This is a genomic window from Bradyrhizobium sp. CB3481 (assembly GCF_029714305.1).
Classification (GTDB): Bacteria; Pseudomonadota; Alphaproteobacteria; order Rhizobiales; family Xanthobacteraceae; genus Bradyrhizobium.
In genome coordinates this window covers 3,103,100-3,128,633 of sequence record NZ_CP121647.1, presented here as the reverse complement: position 1 = coordinate 3,128,633, position 25,534 = coordinate 3,103,100, and the positions used below count along the sequence as shown (strand labels likewise).

Below are 25,534 nucleotides of genomic sequence, written 5' to 3'. Positions count from 1 at the left end.
CGCCATAAAGGCAGATCAGCATCCCGCCATTCATGGATGGGACACAGATATGATCAAGGCCCTCGCCACCGCTGCATTGCTCCTGGCACTCGCCCCCTCGGCCGCGTTCGCGCAGCGTGCGGGTGACGCGGCGCTCGGCGCCGTGGCCGGCGCCGTCGTGCTGGGCCCGGTCGGGGCCGTCGCCGGCGCCTTTGTCGGCTATACGGCCGGCCCGTCGATCTCGCGCTCATGGGGATTGGAAGGCTCGCGCTCGTCGCGGCACCGCAGGCACTCGTCAAGGGATAGCGTGCGCGGGGCGCGGGCCGAAGCCATGGCTGCCGCACCGGCGGAACGGAGCGGCCGCGCCCCCAGTTCTCCCTCGCCGCGCTCAAAGGCCCCGCCGGTTCAAACACTCGAGTGAGTGCGGTCGAAAGCTGATCCGCTATCGGCCGTCAGCGCGCCGACGCGTCAGGCCAGACGGTGCGACGCCTTACGGATGATATTGTAGACCAGCCGCGCATCGGCGACGGCTTCCATTCGCGTTGCACTGGCGTCTCCTGCATCGGCACCGCCGCTTTCACCGAACTGGATCGTCCCGCTGCCGTCGGACTTCTCGGTCAGCGTGATCGTCCGGATCTTGCGGTATTCGATCGATTGAATCGTTCTCCGCGGCATATTTGAGCGTACGATGACGCGCTGGTTGGTCACGGCATATTCGGTGTAGCGGCGACAGAACGCGCTCCAGAAGAAGTGCCCGACCGACACGTAAAGGCCAACGACGACAAACGGTATCGTCCATAGCGTCGGAAAGATGGAGCTTTCCTTGCCGGCGGCAAGCAGCGACGCAACCGCAATGCCCAGGAAGACGAACCCAAAGAGCGAGTGGAGCAGACTGCCGGATTCGATCCGAAGGTCAGGCAATGGCCGGCCGCTCCACAACAACCGCTCGCCGGCGTCGAGCTCGCGCTGGAACGCTGCATCCGAATTGGTCATAAACCGTCTCGCACATGAACCGATTGAACGAGCATTGGTCGGCCGATCGGGGCCGAAAGTTCGGACCAATTATGTGATTTCCTCGGGCGGAGCGACCTCCGCCGACCGCGGCGGGCGCACGACCGTCACGCTGCAGGCGGCTTCGGCGGCAACTTTGCCGGCAACGCTGCCTAGCAACGTGCGCAACATCGAATTCTGCCGCGCGCCCATCACGATGTGATCGACATTGTTGACGCGGGTGAATTCCAGGATCGCCGCCGCGGGATCGACCGCCTCCAGCACATGCACCGTCAGCCGGCTCTCGTCGAGCTCCAGCGGCTGCGCCCAGTGCCGCAGCGCGACCATGCGGTCGATATGCTTGTTGTTGCCCTGCTCGTCGAGCGTCCTGTCGATGGTGACGCGGCCGAGCCTCAGCACGTTCAGGCAGGCGAGCCGCGCCGACGGCAGCGTTGCGAGCAGCTGTGCAGCGGTCCGGCGCAGGCACGCGTTCAGCGTCGCCGATGCTTCCTCGGTATCGATCGCGACGACCACGATCGGCCCGGACGCCAGTTGCGCCGCCACGTCGGATTTCGGCCTCGGCAACGTCACGCCGCGGTTGAAGCGGCGGCGCCAAACCGTAGAGAGCGGATCGCGCTGCATCCGCTCCGATCGCGCCGTCAGCTTGACCTGGTCGGGATGGGCGAGGTCGAACGCCAGTTGCGACGCCGTCGGCTGCCGCCACACCGGCTCGATCTCCAGGCACCGCAGCACGATTTCCTGTAGCCATGGCGGATAGTCGCTCCTGAGCTTGCGTGGTGGATAGGGATCGCGCCACAGCCGGCGCCGCATGCCGCGCAGCGTTTCGCTCTCGCCGAACGGCCGCACGCCGGTGGTGAAGAAATACAGCAGCACGCCCAGCGAAAACAAATCGCTGCGCGGATCGTCGCGCACGCCGAGCAGGCGCTCCGGCGCCATATAGGGCGCGGTGCCGTAGGGCAGCCGGAATTCTTCCTGCAACAGGTCAGGCAACTGGTTGTGGTGCGACAGGCCGAAATCGATCAGCACGCATTCGCCTGTGGGGCGGAACATGATGCTACTCGGCTTGATGTCGTGGTGAATGACGTTCTGCCGGTGCAGGTCGGCCAAGGCGGTCGCGATCTTGCCGCCCAGCACCCTCGCCTCCTCATAGGGAATCGGCAGCTCGTCGATGCGGCTATACAGCGTCTTACCGGGGATACGTTCCAGGACGACGTAGGCCTGACGGTCGAAATCGCCGGTGCCGAAGCAGCCCGGCACGTGCATGCCCGCCAGCCGCGGCAGGATCATCTGCTCCATCTCGAACGAGACGATGGCCGCGGGGTCCTCGCCCTCGGCAATCCGCGGCACCTTCATCAATAGCGGCACGGGGATGCCGGGATGTGTCACCGTCCACAGCGTCGCCATGCCTCCATGGTGGACGCACTCCCCGACCGTGAAGCCGTCGAGCACCGTCCCCGGCGCGATTGCAGACTTGCCCATCGCCCTCACCTCCCGATCAGCAGACGATCGGCAAGCCAGGGCGGCAGACCGTTGGCGCGTATCCGGTCCGCAGCCGCCTCGACGTCATAGGGCACCCGGCAATAGGTGATCTCGCGCGAAACCGTATCGAGCATCGCAAACGATGCTGCCGGATCGCCGTCGCGCGGCTGGCCGACGGAGCCGAGCACGGCGAGCCAGCGGCGGCCGCCGAGCAATTGCACCGGCACGTCATTGGTCGGAATGAAGCTCGTCATCTTCGCTGCCGACGACATCGAATAAAGCGCCGGGCGATGGATGTGTCCGCAGAAGCTGACGTGGGCGTCGGTCGCCTCCAGGCTGCGCGCCGCGTCCGAGGTTCCCCGCACATAATGCCATCGCCCCGGATTCGAGGCTTCGGAATGCACGTAGAGGCGATCGTCCTCGCGGCGGGTCAGCGGCAGTTCGGCAAGAAAACGCCGTTGCGCCACGCTCAGCCTGCCGCGCGTCCACTCGATCGCCATCTGGGCTTCGGCATTCATCGTCTCCGACGGCGTAGAGATCGCATGATCGTGGTTGCCGAGGACGGCGATCGCGCCGTCATCAATGAGTGCCATCACGGTATCGACCGCCCATTCCGGATCGGCGCCATAGCCAACGATATCGCCGAGGCAGACCATCCGCTCCGCACCGCGGGAGCGCGCGAAATCGAGACAGGCAGCAAAGGCCTGCCGGTTGGCGTGGATATCGGCAAAAATGGCCAGCCGCAACGCGCCGTCTCCCCTCATCCATTATCACGCCCGTGCCTGAGCATGCCTTGACGGATATCAAACAACAGGCGGCGTGCGGGTTGCAATCATATGCCGGGTGCCTGCAGGCCGACTGGCGAGCAGATCCCTTCCCGATGAACTTTCCGCCCAGCATGGCGCAGCGCCAATGCCATCCATGAGTACACCATGCCACATGGCCGTGGTTCGGAGCACGGCTACCGTATTTCAGCTGCGCCGGCGGCGACCGGATGTGGTACGTTGATTTGTGCGTGATGCAAGTGTTGCGTGAAATGCCCTACGGGCTGGGCGTAATTGCCCGATGATGGCTCACCTATGGTCATTCGTAACCGTGCTTTTGCGGTTTCAAGTCAAAAGTACCGCGGCGCCGTCTAGGCTCCGATTTTTCCGATCTGGATTGGCTGACCAATGGGCAGTCAGAAACCGTCTAGGGGAGGAAACATCATGATCTCACGTCGTCTTGTGATTGGACTGCTTTGGGCAGGAGTAACAACGTTTGCGCTCTATGCCACCCCAGTTGCGTTGGCTCTTTCGCCCGAGACGCGCAACGCAAAGCTCGATGAAGCCTTACGGGGATTGGTCGAAGGTCGCAGCACTCCGGGTATTGCGGTGCTGATCCTCGAAAACGGACGCCCAGTCTACAGCCGCAGCGTCGGTGTTCGGGAGGTCGGGAGCACCGCGCCGATCGGCGAGAGCGACATGTTCCGCCTCGCTTCAATGACGAAGGCTGTCACCTCAGTGGCCGCGATGATCCTTGTCGAGCAGGGCAAGATCGGCCTGGATGATCCGGTCAGCCGTTTTCTCCCCGAGTTCGCCAGCCTGCGGGTGCGCGGCCCGGACGGCACCGAGGTTCCTGCGAGCAGGCCTCCGACGATCCGCGAACTGCTGACCCACACTGCCGGGTTCTCCTACAATTTCATCAACAATCCCCGGCTCGTTAATTCATACGGCGAAGCGCGCGTGACGGACGGCCTGGACCAGCCCGACGTAACCACGGCCGAAGCGATGCGGCGTCTTGCTTCCGTTCCGCTTGGCTATCAGCCTGGTACGGGCTGGGAATACTCGCTCGCCACCGACGTGCTCGGGGCCATCATCGAAAAGGTGACGGGAGCCAGCCTGGAAGCCTTTGTGACCGAGCGGATTGCAACCCCCCTGCGGATCCAGAGCTTTGTGTTCAACGTACCCGAAACCATCCGCTCAAGCTTCGTGCAGGTGACCCGGCCCGCACAGGTCACGGGCGCACTCGGGACGGGCTATGTTCCTGTAGTGGGACTCGAGGCTGTGCCGTTCCCGCCCACCAAGGGCACCGCCAAATTCGACCCGAACCGCGCCTTCGCTCCGACCGCTTACAACTCTGGCGGCGCCGGCATGAGCGGCACTATCGGGGACTACGCGCGGTTCCTGCAGATGCTGCTGAACGAAGGCGAACTCGACGGGGGACGGGTGCTCCGCGCGGAGACGGTCCGGCAGATGACGCAGAACGCGACCGGCAATATGCGGACGCTTCGCGGGCCGGGTTGGGGCTTCACACTGGGCTTTGGGATAGTGACCGATCCTGCTGCGGCCAAGAGCCGTCTTCCGGCCGGCAGCTATGGGTGGGGCGGCATCTATGGCACGCAGTTTTGGGTCGATCCGGCAAACCGTGTCGTCGGCGTGGTCATGACCCAGACAGCGATTATCGGCTCCGGACCGATCGCGAATCTTGTTCGGGAAGCGTTCTATACGGCCGATTGAGGTTCGATACCCAGCGTTGGCTATAGCTCCACGTGCCCGACAACACGCGAGCACGGTTCTTAGTGCTTGCTCAGCGCAAACGTCACTGCTTGCACGGCGCTTCCAGGCCCTTGAGCAGCAGCGCCAGCAGCGCATCGATCCGGGCCGGGGCGCCCGGCTCCTTCCATTCCTCGGCGTGGGCGGGGTGATGGAAGCGGCTGGTGGCGTCGAAGATGGCGCGTGCGGTCACCTTGATGTCGGCGACCTCGAAAGCGCCCTGCTTGACGCCATCTGCGAGGATCATTGCGATCTGATCGACCAGGCAGTCCTTGTGGCAGCTTACGGATTTGCAGGCCTCGCGCGCCAGCGCCAGGTAGGTCGCAAACATCTCGGGATCGTCGCTGAGCCGCTTGTGCTTGATCGAAAACATCGTGCGCAGCCAGCTCTCCAGCCGCGCCGGCGCCGGGCCTTCGCTTTCGGCGATCTTGAGCAGCGGCGCGCTCAGGCGGTCGAGCCAGCGCTTGGCGACCGCTTCGCGCAGCGAGGCCTTGCTGGGGAAATGGCGGTAGACGCTGCCATGACTGACATCGAGCGCACGGGCAACGTCCACCACCGTTGCCTTGGCCAAGCCATAGCGGCGCAAAACGTCTTCGGTAACCTCCAGAATCCGTTCGGGGGTGAGAACCACGACTTCGTTCATGCGCGCACCTTTGATGCGATCGGACGGGTGGTCATCTAATTCCCCTATACTACGCCTCGTGTAGTGCCCCGAGCGAAGTTAATGTTTCGCCGCCGGTTCAAACCGCTCAGCCTGGGCGGCCAGATGGCGGGCAACGCTCTGGTCAAGCCAGCGCTGAATTTGGGCGGCAAGATGAATGAGATGGGTCGTCATAACGGTAGTCCTTTGCAAGTCCCCGGCTCCGAACCAATTGGGCCGGGTGACGCCCGAGCACCGGCGTCGAAAATGCATATAGCATCTCGCGCTGACAGATTTCAATATCTGTCAGTCAATAATCCGTGAGTGGCGGGGCTTCGTCAAAGCCGGACACCGGCCGGTGACCCCCTATTGCTCGTCTTTCGGTGGCATTCGGGGCGGCAGAAGTGGGGTAAAGGACATCTCGTCGCCGTCACGGGGTGTGGCCAGCAACCCCCCGCCGGTCGAGGAATCGCCGCCTGAGGTGTCCAGGATGGTGCCCGGCGTGATGTATTCCCGGGCGGCCTGCAGCAGGCTGCCCCCACCATCGCCGAAATCGGCGGCCCGGCCGCCCTGGGGCCGGCCGGCGGCGATTTCGCCGGCGGCCTTGTCGCTCTTCTGCGCGAGGCGGTCGGTATAGGCCAGACGGTAGGCCCGCGGGATGCCGCTCGGCCGGTTGCCGTCGTCGAGCGCCTCGACCCAGAGATAGATCGAGCCCGGATCGCCCTCCAACGAATGCGGCTCCACGATGCGGACCTGCAAGAGCTTGAAGCTGGCCGGCAGGCGGTCGATGGTCGCCCAGCCGAGCAGGCCCCGCACGCCGACGAAGCTTGCGATGTAGAACGCGCTGGTCACGACCACCGCCGCCGCCTTGGCCTGCCATGGCAGCCGCGCATAGACCAGCACGACCAGGAGCAGCGCGCCGACCAGCGCGTAGCTGATGGAGAGCGTGAGGACGACCGACTGCAGGCTACTCACGGCGCGGCATCCTGACACCAGTTTTCGGATCGATGTCGGCGCCGTTGGCGCGGACGTTCCGGAACGTCTCCATCAGCGATTTGGGCCGCTGCTGCACGTCGATCACCTTGCCCTCCGCATCGAGCCAGAACCGCAGCGCGGTCTTTTCGTGGCCGGTGTGGTCAACGGTCAGCTTGTTGTCGAAGATCACCTGCGCGGACGGATTGAGCTTCTGGACCTTCACGTTCACGGTGACAGGCTGGCCGGTGGTGGCCTGGAAGTGCGAGACGTTGACGGTGTACTCGCCTGGCACGATGCCGCGCACGGTAACGATCTCCTCGCGGATCGGCGACGGGATCTTCCTGCCGTTGACAATGATGAAATCGTTGGCGCCGCCGCGGTCGTCGCGGTCGAGCGTGAGGAAGCCGGCCTCGCGGCGGCGATACCAGGCGATGTTGCCGGCAGGGTCCTGCACGAACAGGTCGAGATCGTCAGGGTGATTATCAGGCCAGTCCATGGTGATGATGAACTCGGCCTTGGAATCGATCTTGCCGTCCTTGGCATCGGGCGACGCCGCCAGCAATGCCAGGAAAAACAGGAACGCGATCACCTGCAGCGCCTTGAACAGCATCACGCCGAGCGGATCGAACGGCTCCTCGCGCGGATAAAGGCCGAAATCATCCATCATGACGGCGTTCCAGCGCGGGCGTGACGTGCGTCTCGGTCAGCACGACGGCGTCGGAAAACACCCGCTGGGTCGCGGCATCCAGCATGTAGTATTGGATTTTCACCAGGATGGAGCCGATCAGGCCGGCCAGCGTCGTGTACATCGCGACCGCCATGCCATCACTCATCAACCCCATGGAGGACTTCATCGCGACCTTGTCGGCCGCATCCAGCGTTGCGATCGGCGCCAGCATGATGATGAAGCCGATGATGGTGCCGAGCAGGCCGAGCTTCATCAGCGTGTCGGAGACGAACGCGCCAAACCCGTTGGAGCCGCGCAGGCGGTCGGCGAGCGAGCGCAGCAGGAGCGTCTGGTCGATCCGTCCTCCGGTCTGCGCCTCCGCCTTTTGCACGAGGCTGCGGATGTGATCCGGCACCATCCCCGTCGGCAGCGCATGCGCATCGGCGAGCGCCCTCGCCCCGCCCGGTGCCGACAGGACGGCGCGGCAGCGCCGCGCGATCTCGCCCTCGCGCGCGATGGCCCGGCTCCGCCAGAAGCAATGGAAGCAGGTGGCGACGTAGAGGACCGCGATGACGCTCGAAATATAGGTGCGGTCCGAGACGACCATCAGATGAAGCAGCCCGTAGCGCCAGAGAACGAAGCAGGCGAACACCGACAGGCCGGTGAAGATCATCCATAGCAGGAGGACGCTGCGCTCCGAGGTGTCAGCGGATGAAACGGTTTCGGCGCGTGCCGTGACACTCATGCTGCGCAGCTCCTGGCAGGCCGTCCTCTAAAGCGGCATCGGCCCCCTTGTTAGATCAGCCACCACGACGCCGTCCAAAGAGATATGCCCAGGGTTTGTTGGGAAAATTTCCCAAGCCTGATCTCACGACCTGCTTGCAATTGGCACCGCCCGGCAGTGCTGTTAGGCTCGGCGGCACCGCCCGCGGAGTGATCGCATGCGCCTCGTGCTTCAACTCGTCGCTCGCCTGTTCATCATCGTCATCCTGTGCCTCGGGGCCGCCACCATCTGGGCGACGATCGACGCCTATCGCAGCGTCGACCGCGCCACGTCGGCTTCCGCCGAGCGCGTCTCGGTCGCGCTCGAAGCGCTGTACTGGCGCGAGTTATTGCTCCGCAGCAGCAGAATGCGCGAGCAGCTGGTGCCGGCGGCGGAATGGCGCACCATTCAGACCATGAGCCTGATCTCGCCGGGCATCTGCGTCCGGATCGAGCCATCGGGCGCGTTCGAAAGGCCGCTCTGCGGCCAGAGCAAGGGCATCGGCCAGACCCCGCCCCGCTGGTTCGCGGCCGCCGTGGATACCGTGCTTGGCGGCCACGCCCCGGTCGTCCGTCCCATCAGCGCGCGCGCCGCCAATGCCGGCAGCGTGTCGGCCACGGCCGATCCGCAGGCCGCAATCGCGCTGGCCTGGCAGCATGTGCTCGACAACATCCATCTCGCACTTCTGATGGCGGTCGCGATCGCCCTGCTCGCCTCGCTGGCGATTGCGCATACGCTGGCGCCGGCGCGGCAGATCGTGACCGCGCTGCAGCAGATGGCGCGCGGCGAGTACCGGACACCGCTGCCACGCTTGCGCTCGGTGGAACTGGCGATGATCGGGCAAGCCGTCGGGGAACTCGGCGACCGCCTCGCGCTGGCCACCGAAGAGCGTGCCGCCCTGACCCGGCGCCTGCTGGAAATCCGTAGTGACGAGCGGCGCGCGCTGGCCCGTGAGCTGCACGACGAGTTCGGGCAGAACCTGACGGCGATCCTGGCCTTCGCCAACACGATCGAGGCCGCGAGCGCGCCGGAGCACGGCAACAACGAGGTCGCGCAGGACGCGCGGATGATCTCGCAGGCCACCCATCGCATCATGGCCTGCCTGCGGGACACGCTGAACCGCCTGCGCCATCCGCCGGCCGAGGAACTCGGGCTGGAGGCCTGCTTGGTCGATCTCGTCGACGGCTGGCGGTCGCGCAATCCCGCGCAGCCGATGATCCAGCTCGACCTCAAGGGCGACCTCGCCGATGTCCGCGGCGCGGTTGCCGCGGCGGCCTACCGGGTGGCCCAGGAATGCCTGACCAACTCGCTGCGGCACAGTTCGGCGCGCGAGATTGTGCTGCGGATCGAGCGGCGCAGCGGCGCGGAAAACGCACTGCTGGTCCATGTCGAAGACGACGGCGGCGGCAATGCGGCCAAGGTGGCGGCGTCGACCGGCTTCGGGCTGACGGGCATTCGCGAGCGGATCACCGCGCTTGGCGGCTCGCTGTCGATTGCAGACGCCACTCGCGGGGTGCGCGTGGCCGCAACGATCCCGCTTGCGGCCTGATGACCGCGTCGCAGAGCCCGGCCGAGGGCCCTTCGACCCACGCCATTTCGATCCTGCTCGTTGACGACCATCCCGTGGTCCGGCAGGGCTACCGCCGCGTCCTCGAACATCAGGACGATTTCCATGTGGTGGCCGAGGCCGACAATGCGGCCGACGCCTACCGCGCCTTCAAGGCGCACGCCCCCGATGTCGTGGTGATGGACGTCTCGATGCCGGGCGCCAGCGGGCTCGAAGCGATCAGGAACATCCGCTCCCGCAGTTCCGCTACCCGCATTCTCGTCTTCAGCATGCATAGCGAGGCGGCGCAGGTGAAGGCGGCCTTCAATGCCGGCGCCAACGGCTATGTGACCAAGGGCTCCGCTCCGGCCGAGCTGATCCGGGCAATCCGTTCGATCATGCGCGGCGAGCAGGCGATCAGCGACGACATTGCCCGCGTCCTGGCGATGGAAAGCCTGTCCCCTTCGCACTCGCTGCTCGACCAGCTCGGCGAGCGGGAAATCGAGATCTTGCGGCAACTGGCGGCCGGCGCGACCACGGAACAGATCGCCGCCAACCTCAATCTCAGCATGAAGACCGTGCAGAACTACCACTACCTGATCAAGACCAAGACCGGCATGCGCACGGATGCCCAGTTGGTCCGCCTCGCCGTGGAATGCGGGCTCGCCAGCCTGTAGCGGCGGCCGTTTCCCCTCGGATTTCGGCCCCGGTTTTCCCCCTCTCCGGAGCCTGTACGGGTGGCTTCCCCTGGCACAATTTGCTAAAGCGCGGCGTAAAAACAAAATCGGCCGGGGATTGCCTCGCGCGCCCCTGCCCGTCCGGAGTTTTCGATGATCCCCCGCTATACCCGCCCCGAAATGGCTTCCATCTGGGAGCCCCAGACCCGCTTCAAGATCTGGTTCGAGATCGAGGCGCATGCGGCTGATGCGCTGGCGGAATTGGGCGTGATCCCGAAGGAAGCGGCGAAGACGATCTGGGCCAAGGCCAAGGACGCCACCTTCAACGTCGCCCGGATCGACGAGATCGAGCGCGAGACCAAGCACGACGTCATCGCTTTCCTGACCCATCTGGCCGAGATCGTCGGCCCTGAGGCGCGCTTCGTCCACCAGGGCATGACGTCCTCCGACGTGCTCGATACCTGCCTGAACGTGCAGCTCGTCCGCGCCGCCGATCTTCTGATCGCCGATATCGACAAGGTGCTGGCCGCGCTGAAGAAGCGCGCCTTCGAGCACAAAATGACCCCGACTGTTGGCCGCTCGCACGGCATCCATGCCGAGCCTGTTACGTTCGGGCTCAAGCTGGCCTATGCCTATGCGGAATTCTCCCGCGCCCGCGAGCGGCTGGTCGCCGCGCGCAAGGAAGTCGCGACCTGCGCGATCTCGGGCGCCGTCGGCACCTTTGCCCAGATCGATCCGCGCGTCGAAGAACATGTCGCGAAGGCCATGGGCCTGGCGCCGGAACCGATCTCGACCCAGGTGATCCCACGTGATCGCCACGCGATGTATTTTGCCACCCTCGGCGTGATCGCTTCATCGGTCGAGCGGCTCGCCATCGAAATCCGCCATTTGCAGCGTACCGAGGTGCTTGAAGCGGAAGAATTCTTCTCTGAGGGCCAGAAGGGCTCGTCGGCGATGCCGCACAAGCGCAATCCGGTGCTATCGGAAAACCTGACCGGCCTGTCGCGCATGGTGCGCGCCTATGTGACGCCGGCGCTGGAGAATGTCGCGCTGTGGCACGAGCGCGACATCTCGCACTCTTCCGCCGAACGCATGATGGGGCCCGACGCCACCGTGACGCTCGATTTCGCGCTGATGCGGCTTGCCGGCCTGATCGAGAAGCTGCTGGTCTATCCCGCCAACATGCAGAAGAACCTCGACCGCCTCGGCGGCCTCGTGCATTCGCAGCGGCTCCTGATCGCGCTGACGCAGAAGGGCGCCAGCCGCGAGGACGCCTATAAGTACGTCCAGCGCAACGCCATGCCGGTCTGGCGCGGCGAAGGCGACTTCCAGACGCTGCTGAAGAAAGACCCCGACGTGAAGAAGCACCTGACGGATGCCGAGATCGAGGAGCAGTTCGACCTCGGCTATCACTTCAAGCACGTCGACACGATCTTCAAGCGGGTGTTCGGCGAGAGCTGATTATTCCGCCGGCGCAGCCGTCGCGGTCTTCGCCGGCCTGCCGTAAAGCCGCATCAGCACAAAAGTCGCGGCCAGGATCGCCAGGTAGACGACGAGCTGCATGGCAGTCGGCTGGTCGGTGTAGCCGATCAGCGTGTGCAGCGCCTTGCCGAGCAGGCTGGAGTCCGACAGCAGCCAGCTCGAATCCCAGACGACGCTGTCGAGCGCGGTCAGCCAGTTCGCCCGTTCGAGGAACGCGGTCGCCTGCGCCGCCATGCCGGCCGCGAGCAGCGCGATCAGCACCGTCGTGGTGGTAAACAGCGCGCGCGGCGGAATCCGCAACAGCCCGACATAGGTCAGCCAGCAGACCAGCGCACCAAGCACCAGCCCGGCAAAGCCGCCGACCGCCACGCCCCAGCCGGTGTCGTTGCCGGTCGCCAGCACGCCGTAGAGGAACAGCACGACCTCGCTGCCCTCGCGCAGCACGGCTACGCCGACCACGACCGCCAGCGCCAGCAGCGATTTCTCGCCCGCGACCACCGCCTGCCCCGCGGCGCGCAATTCGCCGGCGAGTTCCTTGCCATGCCGCGCCATCCAGACGTTGTGCCAGGTGAGCATCACGACGGCGAGCGCGAGGATGCCCGCGTTGAAGACCTCCTGCCCCATGCCGGCAAACAGGTTCGACAGCGCGCCCGCGAAGACCGCAATTAGGCAAGCCGCCAGCACGCCCGCGACAACACCGCCGCCGATCCATCCGTTGCGGTGCGGCACCGTGCGCGTGACCGCGAGCACGATGCCGATGATCAGACCGGCCTCGAAGACTTCACGGAACACGATGATCAGGGCGGCGATCACGATCGCTTACTTGTTCTTCCTTACTTCACGACCAGCGCGCCGCGCGCCACCTTCTCGTTATATTCGTCGAAGAATTCGTAGCGGCCCGGCTTCTGCGCGCGGACATTGATGGTGGCGTCGCTGGAACCGGCGACCACCTTCTCCACTTTCAGGGTCTTGCTCTCGAATTCCATCGCCTTGGCATCGAGATTCTTCAGCTTGATCACGATCGGCGTATTGGCCGGCGCGTTGACCTCGGCCGGATCGAACTTCTTGTCCTTGTAGCTGAGCTGGATCTCGGTCGCGCTCTGCGCGTTTGCCGTGCCGGCGGCGGCCAATGAGACGAGTGCAAGGGCGGCGAACAGAGTGAGCTTCGGGAAGGACATGCTGGCTTTTCCAATATGGCTGACGAGATCCGCCGTTGGCATACGCTGCCGGCAGCCATGGCGTGAAGGGGCAAAACGGGGGTATAAATTGGAGAAGTTCTAAATAGTGCAACCGCTTGGCAGGACTGCTAGGATACTCGGACCGATGCTGCCGGTGGCAGCCCCCGCCGACCAACCCAGCAGTTTCCCGGCCTTGCCACGCCGAACTAAATCATTCCAAATTGTCACGAACGCCGCCGACAACCTTAGTGACCCCTCGCCGGCCCTTGGTAGCAACCGAACAGTAACCGCAGATCAACTAAGCTCACAGCGTGTCATCCCCGGCCAAAATCCTCGTCTTCGACTCCGGCCTAGGCGGCCTCACGGTCCTGCGCGAGATCGTCCGGGCAAGGCCCGACGCGCATTACGTTTATGTTGCCGACGACGCGTTCTTTCCTTACGGCCATCACAGCGAGGAACAGATCATCGCCCGCGTGGTGCCGCTGATTGGCGAACTGATCGCGCGGCATTCCCCCGCGCTGGTGGTGATCGCCTGCAATACCGCTTCCACGCTCGTGATGTCGCATCTGCGCAGCGCCTACAGCGTGCCGTTCGTCGGCACCGTGCCGGCGATCAAGCCGGCCTGCGCCAGTTCGAAAAGCAGGCGCGTGTCCGTGCTCGGCACCAGGGGCACCGTGAAGCGCGAATATACGAGACGCCTGATCGAGGATTTTGCGCAAGGCTGCGAAGTCACCCTGGTGGGATCGGGCGAACTTGCCTCGCTCGCCGAATCCGCCCTCAGCGGTAACGATGTCCGCGATTCCGATATCGCGGCCGAACTCGCCCCCTGCTTCGTCGGCGATGGCACGGACCGCACCGACACGATCGTGCTGGCCTGCACCCATTATCCGCTGCTGCTCGACCGCTTGACCCAGCTCGCACCATGGCCGGTCGACTGGATCGATCCGGCGCCGGCCATTGCGCGGCGTGTCTCGGCGCTGCTCGGCGCTCCCGGCCGCACCGGCGATGACGCCGGGGCCGAGATGATCTTCACGTCCCAGCGTCCGCACACGCTCGCCCCCGCACTGATGCCGTTCTTCGGCGGGCGCGTGCTGGCGTAATAGCCGCCGTACCGCCGACTTTTCCTTCAGCAAGATTCCGACAGACTGCATCGATTGCTACTCGCGGGCACCGCCGCGTCCAGCCTGCCGGCGCCGCAAATCATGAATCCGGCGCTCATGCGCCAAAGACAAAGCGGCTCGATAGCCGGTGCATTTATTCATATGATGCCAGACGTTGAATCGATCATTTGATGAGGGAGTTTCCCCGTGACCTCCGCAAAGCCCGCGCCGCTCAACCGCTTGCGCCAGCTCTGGCGCGAGGGGCGCCCGACCTTCGGCGCGATCGCAACCATTCCCTCGATCCAGACCGTGCAGATCATGGGCCGCTCCGGCATCGACTGGATCATCATCGATCTCGAGCACGGGCCGATCGATCTTGGCTCGGCGCATGCGATGATCACGGCGACGTCAGGCACGCCCTGCGTGCCGATGGTGCGGATTGCCGCCAACGAGCCTTCGCTGGCGAAGGCACCGATGGATCTCGGCGCGCTCGGCATCAATTTTCCGATGATCTGCAGCCGGGCGGATGCCGAAAAAGCGGTGCGCAGCGTGCGCTATCCGCCGAACGGCGACCGGCTATGGGGCCCGTTCCACGCGCCGTTCCGCTGGGGGGTCTCGATGGCGGACTACATGGCGACCGCGGACGACGACATGATCTGCATGATCACCATCGAGCATGTCGATGCGGTCGACCGCATCGACGAGATCATGGCAACGCCCGGCATCGACCTCGCGGTGATCGGCCCCGGCGACCTCGCAACCTCCATTAACAAGCGCGGCCTGCCCGACGATCCCGAGGTGGTGGGCCTGATGAAGCGCGCCGAGGAAGGCATCCTCAAGAGCGGCGTGCCGATCGGCGGCGTCGCCCGCACCGCCGAGCAGGCCAACGCCATGATCGCGCGCGGCTATGTGGCGCTGGCGCTCGGCTTCGACTGGTCGCTGTTCCAGCGCGGTATCGCGGCGAGCCTTGACGGGATCAAGCGATAGGCCCTGTCCGTCCACCGCTTCCAGCATCACGCGGGCGCTGCTAGGCTCTCCGAACAGGGAGAAATGCATGATCAGAAAAATTCTGTTCGGATTGGCCGTGGTCGCGCTCGCTGGCGCCGGCGTCGCGGTCGCTCAGCAAACCGGCATCAAGCGAACGCCGCTGCAAAAACTCGATTTCCCGGCTGGCTACAACACCGTGACCGCGATCGCGGAAGTTCCGGCCGGCGGCGCCGCCGGCCGCCATACCCATCCGGGCGCCGAGACCGGCTATGTGCTCGAGGGCGAGCTCGAACTCATCATCGACGGCAAGCCGCCGGTGAAAATCAAGGCGGGCGAATCCTACCAGATTCCGGAAGGCGCCGTTCACGATGCCAAGGCCGGCGACAAACCCTTCAAAGTGCTCGGGGTTTATGTCGTGAAGGCCGGTGAGCCGCTGGCCAAGCCGGCGCCATAGGCCGATCTGGCTGGCGTCAAATTGCCGGGTTCGTGCTAGATGAAGTTATGGCAGGCCGCCCCCGCGGCCTGCCGGCCTTTCGATTGCCTATTGTGGAGACCCGGGCAGAGCATGCGCGGAACGGTTCGAAAAATCACACTGCCGCGCCGCCTCGTCGCCGACCTCATGCACGCCTCGATCCGCGTGCCCTTTGTTTCGCTGACCCGCCCCCTCAACCTCCGCGGCCTCTCGGAGGCCCGCGCCCAGGCCGTCGAGCGGCCCGGTTGGGCCGCGATCTTCGTCAAGGCCTTCGCACTGGTGGCAAAGGAACAGCCGATCCTGCGCACCCTCTATGTCAAATGGCCGCTGCCCGCCTTCTACGAGCTGCCGCGCAGCGTCGCGATGGTGGCGGTCGCCCGGGTCGAGGACGGGCAGGATTGCGTGCTGCCGCAAAAGGTGGCCGCCCCGGATGAATTGTCGCTTGCCGAGGTCGACGCGCTGATCCGGCACGCCAAGACGGCCCCGATCAACGAGGTGCCGGCGTTCCGCAAGATCCTGCGCACCACCCGCCTCCCGTTGCCCCTGCGCCGCCTGTTCTGGGCGATCGGGCTCAATTTCGGCCGCCAGCGGGCCAATTATTTCGGCAGTTTCGGCGTGACCTCGGTGGCCGCCTATGGCGCAGGCCAGCTGCATGCCGTCAGCCCCGGGCCGTTCGTCCTGAGCTATGGGGTGGAAAAGCCCGACCAGACCATCGAGGTGGTGCTGCGCTGGGATCACCGGGTTACCGACGCCGCCCCGATGGCCAAGGCCCTGAACCGGCTGGAACAGGTTCTGAACGGCGAAATTGCCGCCGAATTGCGCGCCAACCGGCAGCAAACCGAGCCCAAGCCGGTCCGGGCGGTCGCGACCTGACGGCCTTCTAGGGCCGTCATTCCGGGCTTTTGGCAGTCATTCCGGGGCGATGCGCAGCATCGAACCCGGAATCTCGAGATTCCGGGTTCGCGCTATCGCGCGCCCCGGAATGACATGCATTTCGTTGACAGACCCGCGGTTTCTCCCTAATACCCCGCTTGCTCGCGGGCCGGTTTCGGCCCGCGATGCGTTTCGCGACCCGTGGTCTTCCCCGAGCTTTCGGGGGCAGACCTGTCGGCCCCGGCCCTGCCGGTGCACAGGAGGGCGCGTTTCCTCAAAACTCAAACTTACGCAGAGGACGCGATGACAAAGCGCAGTGAGGCGAAATACAAGATCGATCGCCGTATGGGCCAGAACATTTGGGGCCGCCCGAAGAGCCCCGTGAACCGCCGTGAATATGGCCCCGGCCAGCACGGCCAGCGCCGCAAGGGCAAGCTGTCCGACTTCGGCGTCCAGCTCCGCGCCAAGCAGAAGCTCAAGGGCTATTACGCCAACATCTCCGAGCGCCAGTTCCACGGCATCTATGTCGAGGCCGGCCGGATGAAGGGCGACACCGGTGAGAACCTGATCGGCCTGTTGGAGCGCCGTCTCGACACCGTGGTCTACCGCGCCAAGTTCGTGGCCACCATGTTCGCCGCCCGCCAGTTCATCAACCACGGCCACATCAAGGTGAACGGCCGCCGCGTCAACATTCCGAGCTACAAGCTCAAGCCCGGCGACCTCGTCGAGATCAAGGAAGCCTCCAAGCAGCTCACCCCGGTGCTGGAAGCCAGCCAGCTCGGCGAGCGCGACGTGCCCGACTTCATCGAAGCCGATCACTCCAAGATGACCGCGAAGTTCACCCGCATTCCGGCGCTGTCGGACGTGCCGTTCGCGGTGCAGATGGAGCCGCATCTGATCGTCGAATTCTATTCGCGCTGATTGGTTTTACGGTCCGAAATACAAAGGCCCCGGTTTTGCCGGGGCCTTTTGTTTGAGCGTGTCGAGCGCGAATGGCTGTTCCGTCATGCCCGGGCTTGTCCCGGGCATCCACGCCTTTATGGTTTCGGCAAAGACAAGACGTGGACGGCCAGGACAAGCCCGGCCATGACGCAAGATTGTGAGCCCTCCCCATGCACTACACCCCTGCCCCGCGCGATCCCAAGGCCGATCCCATCCGCATCAACCTGCTGTCGGATACGCAGACGCGCCCCACACCGGCGATGCGCGAGGCGATGGCGCGGGCGGAGGTTGGCGACGAGCAGATCGGCGACGATCCGACCGTGAACCTGCTGTGCGAACGGGTCGCCGACTTGCTCGGTAAGGAGGCAGCCGTGTTCATGCCCTCGGGCACGATGTGCAACGTCGCGGCGACCTTGGCTCATTGCCGGCCGGGCGATGAACTTCTGGCCCATGCGACCGCGCATATCATCGCCCGCGAAGGCGGCGCGCATGCAGCGCTCGGCGGCTTTCAAGTCACCCAACTGCCAGGTGACGGCGGACAGTTCACGCCGCAAACCTTCCGTGCCGCCCTGCATCCGCGCTCGCGCTACCAGCCGCCGCAGACCCTCGTCAGCGTCGAGCAGACCGCCAACATCGGCGGCGGCACGATCTGGAAGAAGGCCGCGCTCGACGAAGTCGTTGAGATCGCCAAGGCCAACGGCCTCATCACCCACATGGACGGCGCGCGGTTGCTGAATGCCTGCGTCGCGACCGGCATATCGGCGCGCGACATGGCCGCGGGATGGGATTCGGCCTGGATCGATTTCTCAAAAGGCCTCGGCGCGCCGATCGGCGGCGTCATCGCGGGCAGCCGCGCCTTCATCGACGAGGTCTGGCGCTGGAAGCAGCGGCTCGGCGGGTCGATGCGGCAGGCCGGCATCTGCGCTGCGGCCTGCGTCTACGCGCTCGACCATCATGTCGATCGCCTCGCCGACGATCACGCCAATGCGCGCGCTCTGGCGCGGGACCTGTCGCAGATCAACGGCGTCGAGGTGCAGGAGCCCGAGACCAACCTGGTGTTCTTCAAGCCTGATGGCGCCGGCGTTGCCGGCGAAAAGATGGTCGAGGCCTTGCGCAAGCGCGGCATCCTGGTTGCGATGATGGACGGTCGGATTCGCGCCTGCACCTATCTCGAGATCAGCGCTGACATGATCGAGGAGACGGTCGGCATCGTTCGCGAGATCGTACGCCGGGCCTAGCCTCAAGGCGCCGGGTTCAAGCTGTGGCTGGCGTGCGCGCCCGCCACAGCGCACTGCCGAGCAAGAGATAGGTTGCCCCGGTCCACATCGCCTGCCAGTTCTCAAAGCCTTCGTTGAGGACGACATAAACAGCGGAAAGCGCGAACAGCCCGGCGAACACGGCTTCCGACAGCGGTCGCTCGCCGGATTTCGAACCGTTGAGGAAAGCCAGCGTCCAGAACGGCACCACGGCCATGGTCAAGGCGGCGAACGGAAAATCGCGCCAGCGCGCGTCGAAGATCAGGCTGAGCGCGGTCTCGCCTGCAATGAGCGTCGTCACGATCAGCGTGATACCCAGCATGTTGGTCATGAACAGTGGGGTCAGGCCCTTGGGCGGCCCCAACACCTCGAGGAACGACGGCAGCGACCGCCCCGACATCAGCGCATGCGTTGACAGCAGCGGCGCCGTCACAGCCGCCATCAGCATAAAGCCCTGAACCAGCCAGCCGCCGAGCCCGTAGCTTTCGAGGAGCATCTTGTCGACGCCGATACCCAGCAATATCCCGCCTGATGTGGCGGATACGGCGACCGCGACCCACGAGGCCAAGCGCGGCGACGGCCGATGCTTCGGCGCGAACATGGCCACAGTGAATATGCAGATGCAAAGCAGCAGCCCGCCCGCCATCTGCAGCTTCCAGAACGGATAGTTGCTGATGGCAACGCCAGCCGGATATTTCAGCTTGCGCTCGGTCCCGTCGAACAGTCCCCAATAGCCGCCGACCGTGCCTTCCCAGCGGCGCTTCCACGGCTCGTCATAGGCCTCGAACAGATTGACGCGGAATTTGTCCCGCCTCGCCCGCTCGAGAATCTCGGAAATGAACCGTGCCTGGTTGACGCGGGAAGCCAGTGCGCCGTCGCGCATCCGCCCGAAGCTCGGCCAGCCGGTCTCTCCGATCAGGATCTCCTTGCCGGGAAAGGCCGCCACCACCTGCTTCCTGATATCGTCGACGTGCGCGGCGGCGTCTTCGGCGCGCGGCGGCACGTCCTCCCAATAGGGCAGGAAATGCGCGGTGACGAAATCGACATCGGCGCCGACTTCGCGGTAGCGTAGCCAGAACTCCCAGACATCGGCATAGGTCACCGGCACGCTCACGCGCGGCTTCACCGACTGGATGGTTTGGCGAAGGTCGCCCACCGTCATGTCGCCGCGCAGCAGCACTTCGCTGCCGACGATGATCGCCGCCACCGTCGCGGGATGATCCTTCGCCAGCGAGACCGCGATGTCGCAAAGCTGGGCGTTCTTGGCGCGATCGCGACCGAGCCATATGCCGAGCAGGACCTTCAATCCGACCCTGGACGCCAGCTCGGGCACCTTGTCGAGCCCGTTGTCGATCGAATAGGTCCGGATGCATTTGGAAACCTTGGCGAGCTCGCGCAAGTCCTCCGAGATCTGTTCCGGACGGACGATGAGCGTCGGATCATGCGGCGTCTGCTCGTTGCGGAACGGCGCGTAGGAGACGCATTCCAGCTTCGCCGCATCGTCGATCGGCGCACGCGTCAGCGCGACGGGAGTGGCGAGCCACCACCAAACCCCGACAACGATGCCCAGCGATACGAACAAAAGCGCCAGCGGCGTGCGAATGCCGATTGGTCCTGCTCCCAAAGCGTTGCGTAGATGGGCCTATTTAGCGGCGCGCAACAGCCCTGTCGACCCACCGACGCCGCCCACGCGTACAATTGCGTGCGATCACGGAAGAAGTGATACTGGATTGCATCAAACACAAAGCATCGAATGTTGCCTTGTTTTGCTCAAGATTGATCGGGGCGTAGCGAGTGGAATGATGTCGTTCAAGAGATTTTCCCGGCGGCAATTCGGCAGGATTGCAGGCTGGTCGGCGCTGGGGATGCCGATGCTGCCGGCGGCGTCGGGACTGGCACAAACGGATGCGCAAAGCGAGCCGCGAAACAGGCCCGCCCCTTCCGGCTTTCCAAACGGTTTTCTGTGGGGCACGGCGACCTCCGCCTATCAGGTCGAGGGCGCCGTCAACGAAGACGGTCGCGGCCCATCGATCTGGGACCGATTCGCCCACACGCGCGGGACGATTGCCGACAACAGCAACGGGGATACCGCGACGAACCACTACCACCTCTACAAGGAAGACATCCGGCTGATGAAGGAGCTGGGGACGAAGGCCTACCGATTCTCGATTGCATGGCCGCGCGTCTTTCCGGATGGGACCGGCTCGCCCAATCCGAAGGGCCTCGATTTTTACAAACGACTGATCGACGAATTATCGGCGAACGGCATCGAGCCGTTCGCGACGCTGTATCACTGGGACCTGCCGCAAGCACTGCAGGATCGCGTCGGCGGCTGGACCTCGCGCGAGACGCCGAAGGCATTTGCGAACTACGCCGCCTATGTCGCGCAGCAGCTCGGCGATCGGGTGAAGTATTTCTTCACGATCAACGAATGCTCCCGGCTCGTCCATCTCGGTCACGGCCTCGGCGGCGATGCGCCGGGCCTCAAGCTGCCGCTATCCGCCTTGAACCAAGTCCGTCATCATGTCGCGCTCGGCCACGGCCTTGCGGTTCAGGCCATCCGCGCGCTGGGACGGGGCGGCACCAAGGTCGGCCCGGCGGAGAATGTCGTGAGCTGCATTCCGGCCATCGAAACGGCGACCAACATCCGCGCCGCCGAAATAGCAACGCGCGAGCTCAACGCCGGCTACATGACCGTCATGATGGAAGGAAAATATACCGACGCCTATCTGGAGAAGGCCGGCAACGACGCGCCGAAATTCACCCCTGAAGATTTGCGCATCATTTCATCGCCGGTCGATTTCGTCGGGCTGAACGTCTATACGCCCGACCACTACGTCGTCGCCGCCGATAGCGAACGCGGCTTCACGCTGGCGCCCTTCCCGGCCTCGTTTCCGCACATGAAGGCGGATTGGCTGCGGCCCGGGCCGGAGGCGATCTACTGGGTGCCGCGGCATGTCGCCAAATTGTGGAATGTGAAGTCAATCTACATCACCGAGAACGGCACCTCGGGAAGTGACAAGCCGGCGGCGGACGGCACGATCTACGATGTCGATCGCATCATGTACTTGCGCAACTATCTGACGCAGTTGCAGCGCGCGACATCTGAGGGCGTGCCCGTGCTGGGATACTTTCTGTGGAGCCTCATGGACAATTTCGAATGGTCGGACGGATATGAGCAGCGCTTCGGCATCTATCACGTCGATTTCGAAACCAAGCGCCGCACGCCGAAACTGAGCGCGTCATTTTATCGCGAGACGATCGCGCGCAACGCGGTGGTCTAGTCTGGCGCCGGTCAGTCTTTGCGCAGACCTTTGCCAAGCGCCTCATACATGATCGTCTTCAGCGCGAGCTGAATCCGGCCACCCTGGGTCGGGGCCTGCACCATGAAGACAACGAGCAGGTCATCCACGGGATCGACGAAATAGAAGCTGCCGCCCGCCCCGTCCCAGCGGTATTCGCCGAGTGGCCAGGTGGTGTTGGGCGGAGACGCGGTACGTACTGCAAAACCAAGGCCGAAGCCGCTGCCAGGCCCAGGAAAGTAGAACGGATCGTGAATGATCCTGGTCTCAGGCCCGATCTGATCCGACGTCATCAGCGCGACGGTTTCGGGCTTAAGGTAGCGCTTGCCGTCCAGCTCGCCGCCGTTCAGCAGCATCTGCAGGAAACGGGCATAGTCGCTGGCCGTCGAGACCAGGCCGGCGCCGCCGGATTCCCAGCGCCGCGTCTCTGTCGGATCCTTGATGCCGGCTACGCGAAAACGATCGACCGGATATGGCTGTGCGATGCGTGGCCATTTGGCTTTCTCTGCGACGAAGTATTCGGTCTCATACATGCCGAGCGGATCGAACAGTCTCTGCTTCTCGAATTGAAATAGACTCTGCCCCGACGCCACCTCGATGACGCGGCCGAGCACGTCGGTCGAATGGCTGTAATTCCAACGCACTCCCGGCTGGTCGGCGAGCGGCAGTGACGCGATCCGGTCGGCAAATTCGGCGTTGTCGTAGTCGCCGGCGTAGAGTTTGGGATCGGCATAGAGTTTCTGCACCTGGGTTTCGCCGAAGAAGCCGTAAGTGATGCCCGAAGTGTGCCGCAGCAGATCCCTGATCGTGATCGGGCGCTTCAGGGGTTCCAGCTTGAGCGGATACTTTCCTGCCTCATCGGAAAGATCGACGCCGACTTTTGCGTACGCAAAGGCGTGAATGTATTTCGAGACGGGATCGTCGAGAGACAGCTTGCCGTCTTCCACAAGCATCATCGCGGCGACCGAGGTGACGGCCTTCGACATCGAATAGATCTGGAAAATGGTATCCGGCGTCATCGGCTGCTTGGTGGCAGGGTCCCGAACACCGAAACATTCAAGATCCACCAACTTGCCATGCTGCTGGATCAGCAGGACTGCCCCAGGAATTTTGCCGGTCGCGATCTCGTTGCGAACGTAATCGCCGACGCGGTCGAGCGCCGCGCGCGAAAAGGTTGGCGCGTCTGCTGCCTTCGGCTCGCTGCGCAACGCATCCGGCGAGCCGAATAGAACGAGAACCGCGAGCGCCGCCGCGACAAGCCAGCGCCCACCTCCGCCGTCAGTTCTCCAGCGCTTCATAGACTAGCTGCTTCAGGGTCCGCTGGACACGCTGCCGCTCCGTCGGCGTCTGCTCGAGCACGACGAAGAACAGGTCCTGCTTGCGGTCGATCACCATATAGCATCCGCTGGCGCCGTCCCATTTTAGCTCGCCCAGTGATCCCGGCGGTGGCGGTTTGGCGTTGCCGGGATCGGTGCGCACGGCAAGCCCAAGTCCCATACCAAAACCATCACCGGGAAAATAGAAATAATCCCGCGCAACCCCGGAGTCCTTGCCGGCATGATCCGATGCCATCAACTCAAACGTCTTAGGGCTGAGATAGGTCTTGCCGTCAAAGGATCCGCCATTGAGCAGCATCTGCGCAAATTTCGAAAAATCCGACATGGTCGAAACCATGCCCCCGCTGGCGGATTCCCATTTCTGCCGGACCTCGGTCCGGTATAGACGGCCGACACGGAAATCGCTGTCGTTCGGCAGCGGCTGGGCGAGACGTTGCAGCCTCTCCGGCTCGGTCACAAAGAAGTTCGTGTCGACCATGCCGAGCGGATCGAGCAGCTTTTCCTTCTCGATCTCAAGCAGCGATTTTCCGGACACGATCTCCATGATCCGCGCCAGGATGTCGGTGGAATGTCCGTATTGCCAGAGCGCGCCCGGCTGGTTGTGTAGCGGCAGCTTGGCGATCCGCTCGGCGAATTCGGCGAGGTCGAACTCGCCGGCGTAGAGGTTGGCCTCTTTGTAGGCCTTGCGCACCAGGCTGTCGCCATAGAAGCCGTAGGTGATGCCGGAGGTATGACGAAAAAGGTCGAGGACGGTGATCGGCCGCTCCAGCGGCACCAGTTCGAGCGTTTTGGTGCCGTCTTCGGCCTTCTTCTCCACGCCGACTTTCATGTTGGCGAAGGAGGGAATGTATTTCGAGACGGGATCGTCGAGCTTGATCTTGCCGTCCTGGACCAATTGCATCGCCACGACCGACGTGATCGCCTTGGTCAGCGACGACAGGCGGAAGATTGTCTTGTCGGTGATCGGCGCCTTGGAGACGACATCCTGCACGCCGAAGGTTTCATGATAGACCACCTTGCCGTGTTGTTGAATCAGGACGTTGGCGCCAGAGATCTTGCCGGTCGTCACCTCGTTCTTGAAGAAGTCGGTGATCTTTGCGAGCTTTTCCTGGTTGAAATGCGCGCCGGCCGGAATGTCGAACGTGCCTTCGGCGCGGACTGGCGACGTCGCAAGCAACAGCGTGCCAACGGCCAGCGCGCGCAGAACTTGACGTGGATTCATTGGACCCCTCTCCCCGGAACTCAGGAGGGAGTGTAACGGAGGCGTGATCAGGGACAAGGGCTACCGAAGGCATCCAGGACATCCTGATGCAATTCGCCGCTCGGCCTAGAAAAGCAGCAGAAAACCACGCGTATCAGGTGAGGCGCGGAGGACAGCACGTCGACCACCGTGTTGACCGCGATTTTGGCGGCCCGATCCGCCGGAAATCGGAAGACGCCAGTTGAGATGGCTGGAAACGCAATTGAAGCAAGACTATGCGCCTGGCAGAGCTCGATGCTGCGACGATAGCAAGATGCGAGTAGCGCATCCTCGTTGCGCGTACCTCCGTACCAGATCGGTCCAACGGCATGGATCACGTGTCGCGCAGGCAGCCGGTAACCTTTGGTGATCTTGGCGTCACCGGTCTGGCAGCCCTTCAGCGTCCGACATTCAATCAGCAGCTCGGGTCCGGCTGCATCATGAATCGCCCCATCCACACCACCTCCGCCAAGCAGCGACGAGTTCGCGGCGTTGACGATGGCGTCAACGCGCATTGTGGTGATGTCGGCAACGATGACTTCGAGCCGCGCCTGGCCGACCTGGCGCGCTGATACGCTCAGGCGGAGGCCGCCGCGTTGAGGGTGACGCCCTTATCGGCGAACATCTGCTGCAATTCACCGGCCTGGAACATCTCGCGGACGATGTCGCAGCCGCCGATGAACTCGCCCTTGACGTAGAGCTGCGGAATGGTCGGCCAGTTGGAATATTCCTTGATGCCGTTGCGAAGCTCGGCGGATTCCAGGACGTTCAGGCCCTTATAGCCGACGCCGACATGGTCGAGGATCTGCACCACCTGACCGGAAAAACCGCACTGCGGAAACTGCGGCGTCCCCTTCATGAACAGCACGACGTCGTTCGACTTCACTTCGTTGTCGATGAATTGCTCGATGCTCATATTGGCTTCCTTTTGCGGCTCAGCCCCCTGCGGCCTCGCCCGACGGACCGACTGGTCCATGTAACCCGGTTACTTCGCATATATGTAGCGCAAACCGTTGTTCATCCAAAGTAAAATGGCGAAGAGCTGGCATGCGCGGGGCCGGCTCCGCGTACCCGCCAGCCCGCACCCCATAGTC

At 64.1% G+C, this 25,534-nt stretch carries 26 protein-coding genes; 12 read left to right on the top strand and 14 right to left on the bottom strand.

Annotated elements, in window-relative coordinates; all coding sequences use genetic code 11:
- Window positions 1-49: 49 nt before the first annotated feature.
- Window positions 50-400, top strand: a complete 351-nt coding sequence (locus QA643_RS15030) for a DNA-directed RNA polymerase subunit N (RefSeq protein ID WP_283033903.1) — start codon at window positions 50-52, stop codon at window positions 398-400.
- Window positions 401-447: 47 nt separating this feature from the next.
- Here QA643_RS15030 and QA643_RS15025 read toward each other — a convergent pair whose 3' ends face one another.
- From QA643_RS15025 to QA643_RS15015, 3 genes are all read right to left on the bottom strand, one after another.
- Window positions 448-972, bottom strand: a complete 525-nt coding sequence (locus QA643_RS15025; RefSeq protein ID WP_283033902.1) for a PH domain-containing protein — start codon at window positions 970-972, stop codon at window positions 448-450.
- Between the two features lie 69 nt (window positions 973-1,041).
- The gene (locus QA643_RS15020; protein WP_283033901.1) at window positions 1,042-2,469 is read right to left on the bottom strand and encodes a bifunctional serine/threonine-protein kinase/universal stress protein; all 1,428 of its coding nucleotides are present in this window, start codon (window positions 2,467-2,469) and stop codon (window positions 1,042-1,044) included.
- A gap of 5 nt (window positions 2,470-2,474) precedes the next feature.
- On the bottom strand, window positions 2,475-3,215 hold the full coding sequence (locus QA643_RS15015; protein ID WP_283033900.1) for a metallophosphoesterase family protein: 741 nt from the start codon (window positions 3,213-3,215) through the stop codon (window positions 2,475-2,477).
- 462 nt (window positions 3,216-3,677) lie between these two features.
- On the opposite strand from QA643_RS15015, the gene QA643_RS15010 reads away from it, so the two are divergent.
- Window positions 3,678-4,967: a serine hydrolase domain-containing protein gene (locus QA643_RS15010; protein WP_283033899.1), complete on the top strand. Its 1,290-nt coding sequence runs from the start codon at window positions 3,678-3,680 to the stop codon at window positions 4,965-4,967.
- 82 nt (window positions 4,968-5,049) lie between these two features.
- Here QA643_RS15010 and QA643_RS15005 read toward each other — a convergent pair whose 3' ends face one another.
- The 4 genes from QA643_RS15005 to QA643_RS14990 form a co-directional block, all read right to left on the bottom strand.
- Entirely contained in the window at window positions 5,050-5,646 is a 597-nt protein-coding gene (locus QA643_RS15005; RefSeq protein WP_283033898.1) for a TetR family transcriptional regulator, read from the bottom strand.
- A 363-nt stretch (window positions 5,647-6,009) separates the two neighbouring features.
- A complete protein-coding gene (locus tag QA643_RS15000; protein ID WP_283033897.1) occupies window positions 6,010-6,618 on the bottom strand; it encodes a hypothetical protein in 609 nt (202 codons plus the stop codon).
- Window positions 6,611-7,285, bottom strand: coding sequence for a hypothetical protein (locus tag QA643_RS14995; protein ID WP_283033896.1), 675 nt, complete (start codon window positions 7,283-7,285; stop codon window positions 6,611-6,613). The genes QA643_RS15000 and QA643_RS14995 overlap by 8 nt, the downstream gene beginning before the upstream one ends.
- Window positions 7,275-8,030 (bottom strand): MotA/TolQ/ExbB proton channel family protein, encoded by a 756-nt coding sequence (locus tag QA643_RS14990; protein ID WP_283033895.1) that lies wholly within the window; start codon window positions 8,028-8,030, stop codon window positions 7,275-7,277. Before QA643_RS14990 ends, QA643_RS14995 begins: the two co-directional genes overlap by 11 nt.
- Window positions 8,031-8,226: 196 nt before the next feature.
- On the opposite strand from QA643_RS14990, the gene QA643_RS14985 reads away from it, so the two are divergent.
- From QA643_RS14985 to purB, 3 genes are all read left to right on the top strand, one after another.
- Window positions 8,227-9,597, top strand: a complete 1,371-nt coding sequence (locus QA643_RS14985; RefSeq protein ID WP_283033894.1) for a histidine kinase — start codon at window positions 8,227-8,229, stop codon at window positions 9,595-9,597.
- Complete coding sequence (locus QA643_RS14980) at window positions 9,597-10,271, top strand: response regulator transcription factor (RefSeq protein ID WP_283033893.1); 675 nt, start codon at window positions 9,597-9,599, stop codon at window positions 10,269-10,271. The genes QA643_RS14985 and QA643_RS14980 overlap by 1 nt, the downstream gene beginning before the upstream one ends.
- Window positions 10,272-10,424: 153 nt before the next feature.
- Complete coding sequence (purB, locus tag QA643_RS14975; RefSeq protein ID WP_283033892.1) at window positions 10,425-11,732, top strand: adenylosuccinate lyase; 1,308 nt, start codon at window positions 10,425-10,427, stop codon at window positions 11,730-11,732.
- Here purB and QA643_RS14970 read toward each other — a convergent pair whose 3' ends face one another.
- A complete protein-coding gene (locus tag QA643_RS14970; RefSeq protein WP_283033891.1) occupies window positions 11,733-12,566 on the bottom strand; it encodes an FTR1 family protein in 834 nt (277 codons plus the stop codon).
- Window positions 12,567-12,586: 20 nt separating this feature from the next.
- Window positions 12,587-12,931 (bottom strand): cupredoxin domain-containing protein, encoded by a 345-nt coding sequence (locus QA643_RS14965; protein ID WP_283033890.1) that lies wholly within the window; start codon window positions 12,929-12,931, stop codon window positions 12,587-12,589.
- Window positions 12,932-13,242: 311 nt separating this feature from the next.
- Between QA643_RS14965 and murI the strand changes: the two genes are divergently transcribed.
- The 6 genes from murI to QA643_RS14935 all read left to right on the top strand — a co-directional run bounded on the left by murI (window position 13,243) and on the right by QA643_RS14935 (window position 18,543).
- Window positions 13,243-14,031, top strand: coding sequence for a glutamate racemase (murI, locus tag QA643_RS14960; protein WP_283033889.1), 789 nt, complete (start codon window positions 13,243-13,245; stop codon window positions 14,029-14,031).
- 207 nt (window positions 14,032-14,238) lie between these two features.
- Window positions 14,239-15,018, top strand: a complete 780-nt coding sequence (locus QA643_RS14955) for an aldolase/citrate lyase family protein (protein ID WP_283033888.1) — start codon at window positions 14,239-14,241, stop codon at window positions 15,016-15,018.
- Between the two features lie 67 nt (window positions 15,019-15,085).
- Entirely contained in the window at window positions 15,086-15,472 is a 387-nt protein-coding gene (locus QA643_RS14950; protein ID WP_283033887.1) for a cupin domain-containing protein, read from the top strand.
- A 111-nt stretch (window positions 15,473-15,583) separates the two neighbouring features.
- The gene (locus QA643_RS14945; protein WP_283033886.1) at window positions 15,584-16,363 is read left to right on the top strand and encodes an acyltransferase; all 780 of its coding nucleotides are present in this window, start codon (window positions 15,584-15,586) and stop codon (window positions 16,361-16,363) included.
- A gap of 303 nt (window positions 16,364-16,666) precedes the next feature.
- On the top strand, window positions 16,667-17,284 hold the full coding sequence (rpsD, locus tag QA643_RS14940) for a 30S ribosomal protein S4 (RefSeq protein ID WP_283033885.1): 618 nt from the start codon (window positions 16,667-16,669) through the stop codon (window positions 17,282-17,284).
- A gap of 191 nt (window positions 17,285-17,475) precedes the next feature.
- Entirely contained in the window at window positions 17,476-18,543 is a 1,068-nt protein-coding gene (locus QA643_RS14935) for a threonine aldolase family protein (protein WP_283033884.1), read from the top strand.
- A 16-nt stretch (window positions 18,544-18,559) separates the two neighbouring features.
- Here the strand turns inward: QA643_RS14935 and QA643_RS14930 are convergent, their stop codons facing one another.
- The gene (locus QA643_RS14930) at window positions 18,560-20,185 is read right to left on the bottom strand and encodes a glycosyl hydrolase family 17 protein (RefSeq protein WP_283033883.1); all 1,626 of its coding nucleotides are present in this window, start codon (window positions 20,183-20,185) and stop codon (window positions 18,560-18,562) included.
- A gap of 178 nt (window positions 20,186-20,363) precedes the next feature.
- Here QA643_RS14930 and QA643_RS14925 point away from each other — a divergent pair, with 178 nt between their 5' ends.
- Window positions 20,364-21,845 carry a GH1 family beta-glucosidase gene (locus tag QA643_RS14925; RefSeq protein ID WP_283033882.1) on the top strand — a complete coding sequence of 494 codons (1,482 nt, stop codon included), beginning with the start codon at window positions 20,364-20,366 and terminating at the stop codon, window positions 21,843-21,845.
- Between the two features lie 11 nt (window positions 21,846-21,856).
- On the opposite strand, the gene QA643_RS14920 is transcribed toward QA643_RS14925, so the two are convergent.
- The 4 genes from QA643_RS14920 to grxD are packed head-to-tail and all read right to left on the bottom strand — an operon-like array spanning window position 21,857 to window position 25,356.
- Window positions 21,857-23,161: a serine hydrolase domain-containing protein gene (locus QA643_RS14920; protein WP_283033881.1), complete on the bottom strand. Its 1,305-nt coding sequence runs from the start codon at window positions 23,159-23,161 to the stop codon at window positions 21,857-21,859.
- Window positions 23,142-24,422, bottom strand: a complete 1,281-nt coding sequence (locus QA643_RS14915; protein WP_283033880.1) for a serine hydrolase domain-containing protein — start codon at window positions 24,420-24,422, stop codon at window positions 23,142-23,144. Before QA643_RS14915 ends, QA643_RS14920 begins: the two co-directional genes overlap by 20 nt.
- Before the next feature lie 47 nt (window positions 24,423-24,469).
- Window positions 24,470-25,021, bottom strand: coding sequence for an O-acetyl-ADP-ribose deacetylase (locus QA643_RS14910; RefSeq protein WP_283034809.1), 552 nt, complete (start codon window positions 25,019-25,021; stop codon window positions 24,470-24,472).
- Window positions 25,018-25,356: a Grx4 family monothiol glutaredoxin gene (gene grxD / locus QA643_RS14905; RefSeq protein WP_283033879.1), complete on the bottom strand. Its 339-nt coding sequence runs from the start codon at window positions 25,354-25,356 to the stop codon at window positions 25,018-25,020. Before grxD ends, QA643_RS14910 begins: the two co-directional genes overlap by 4 nt.
- Window positions 25,357-25,534 lie beyond the last annotated feature (178 nt).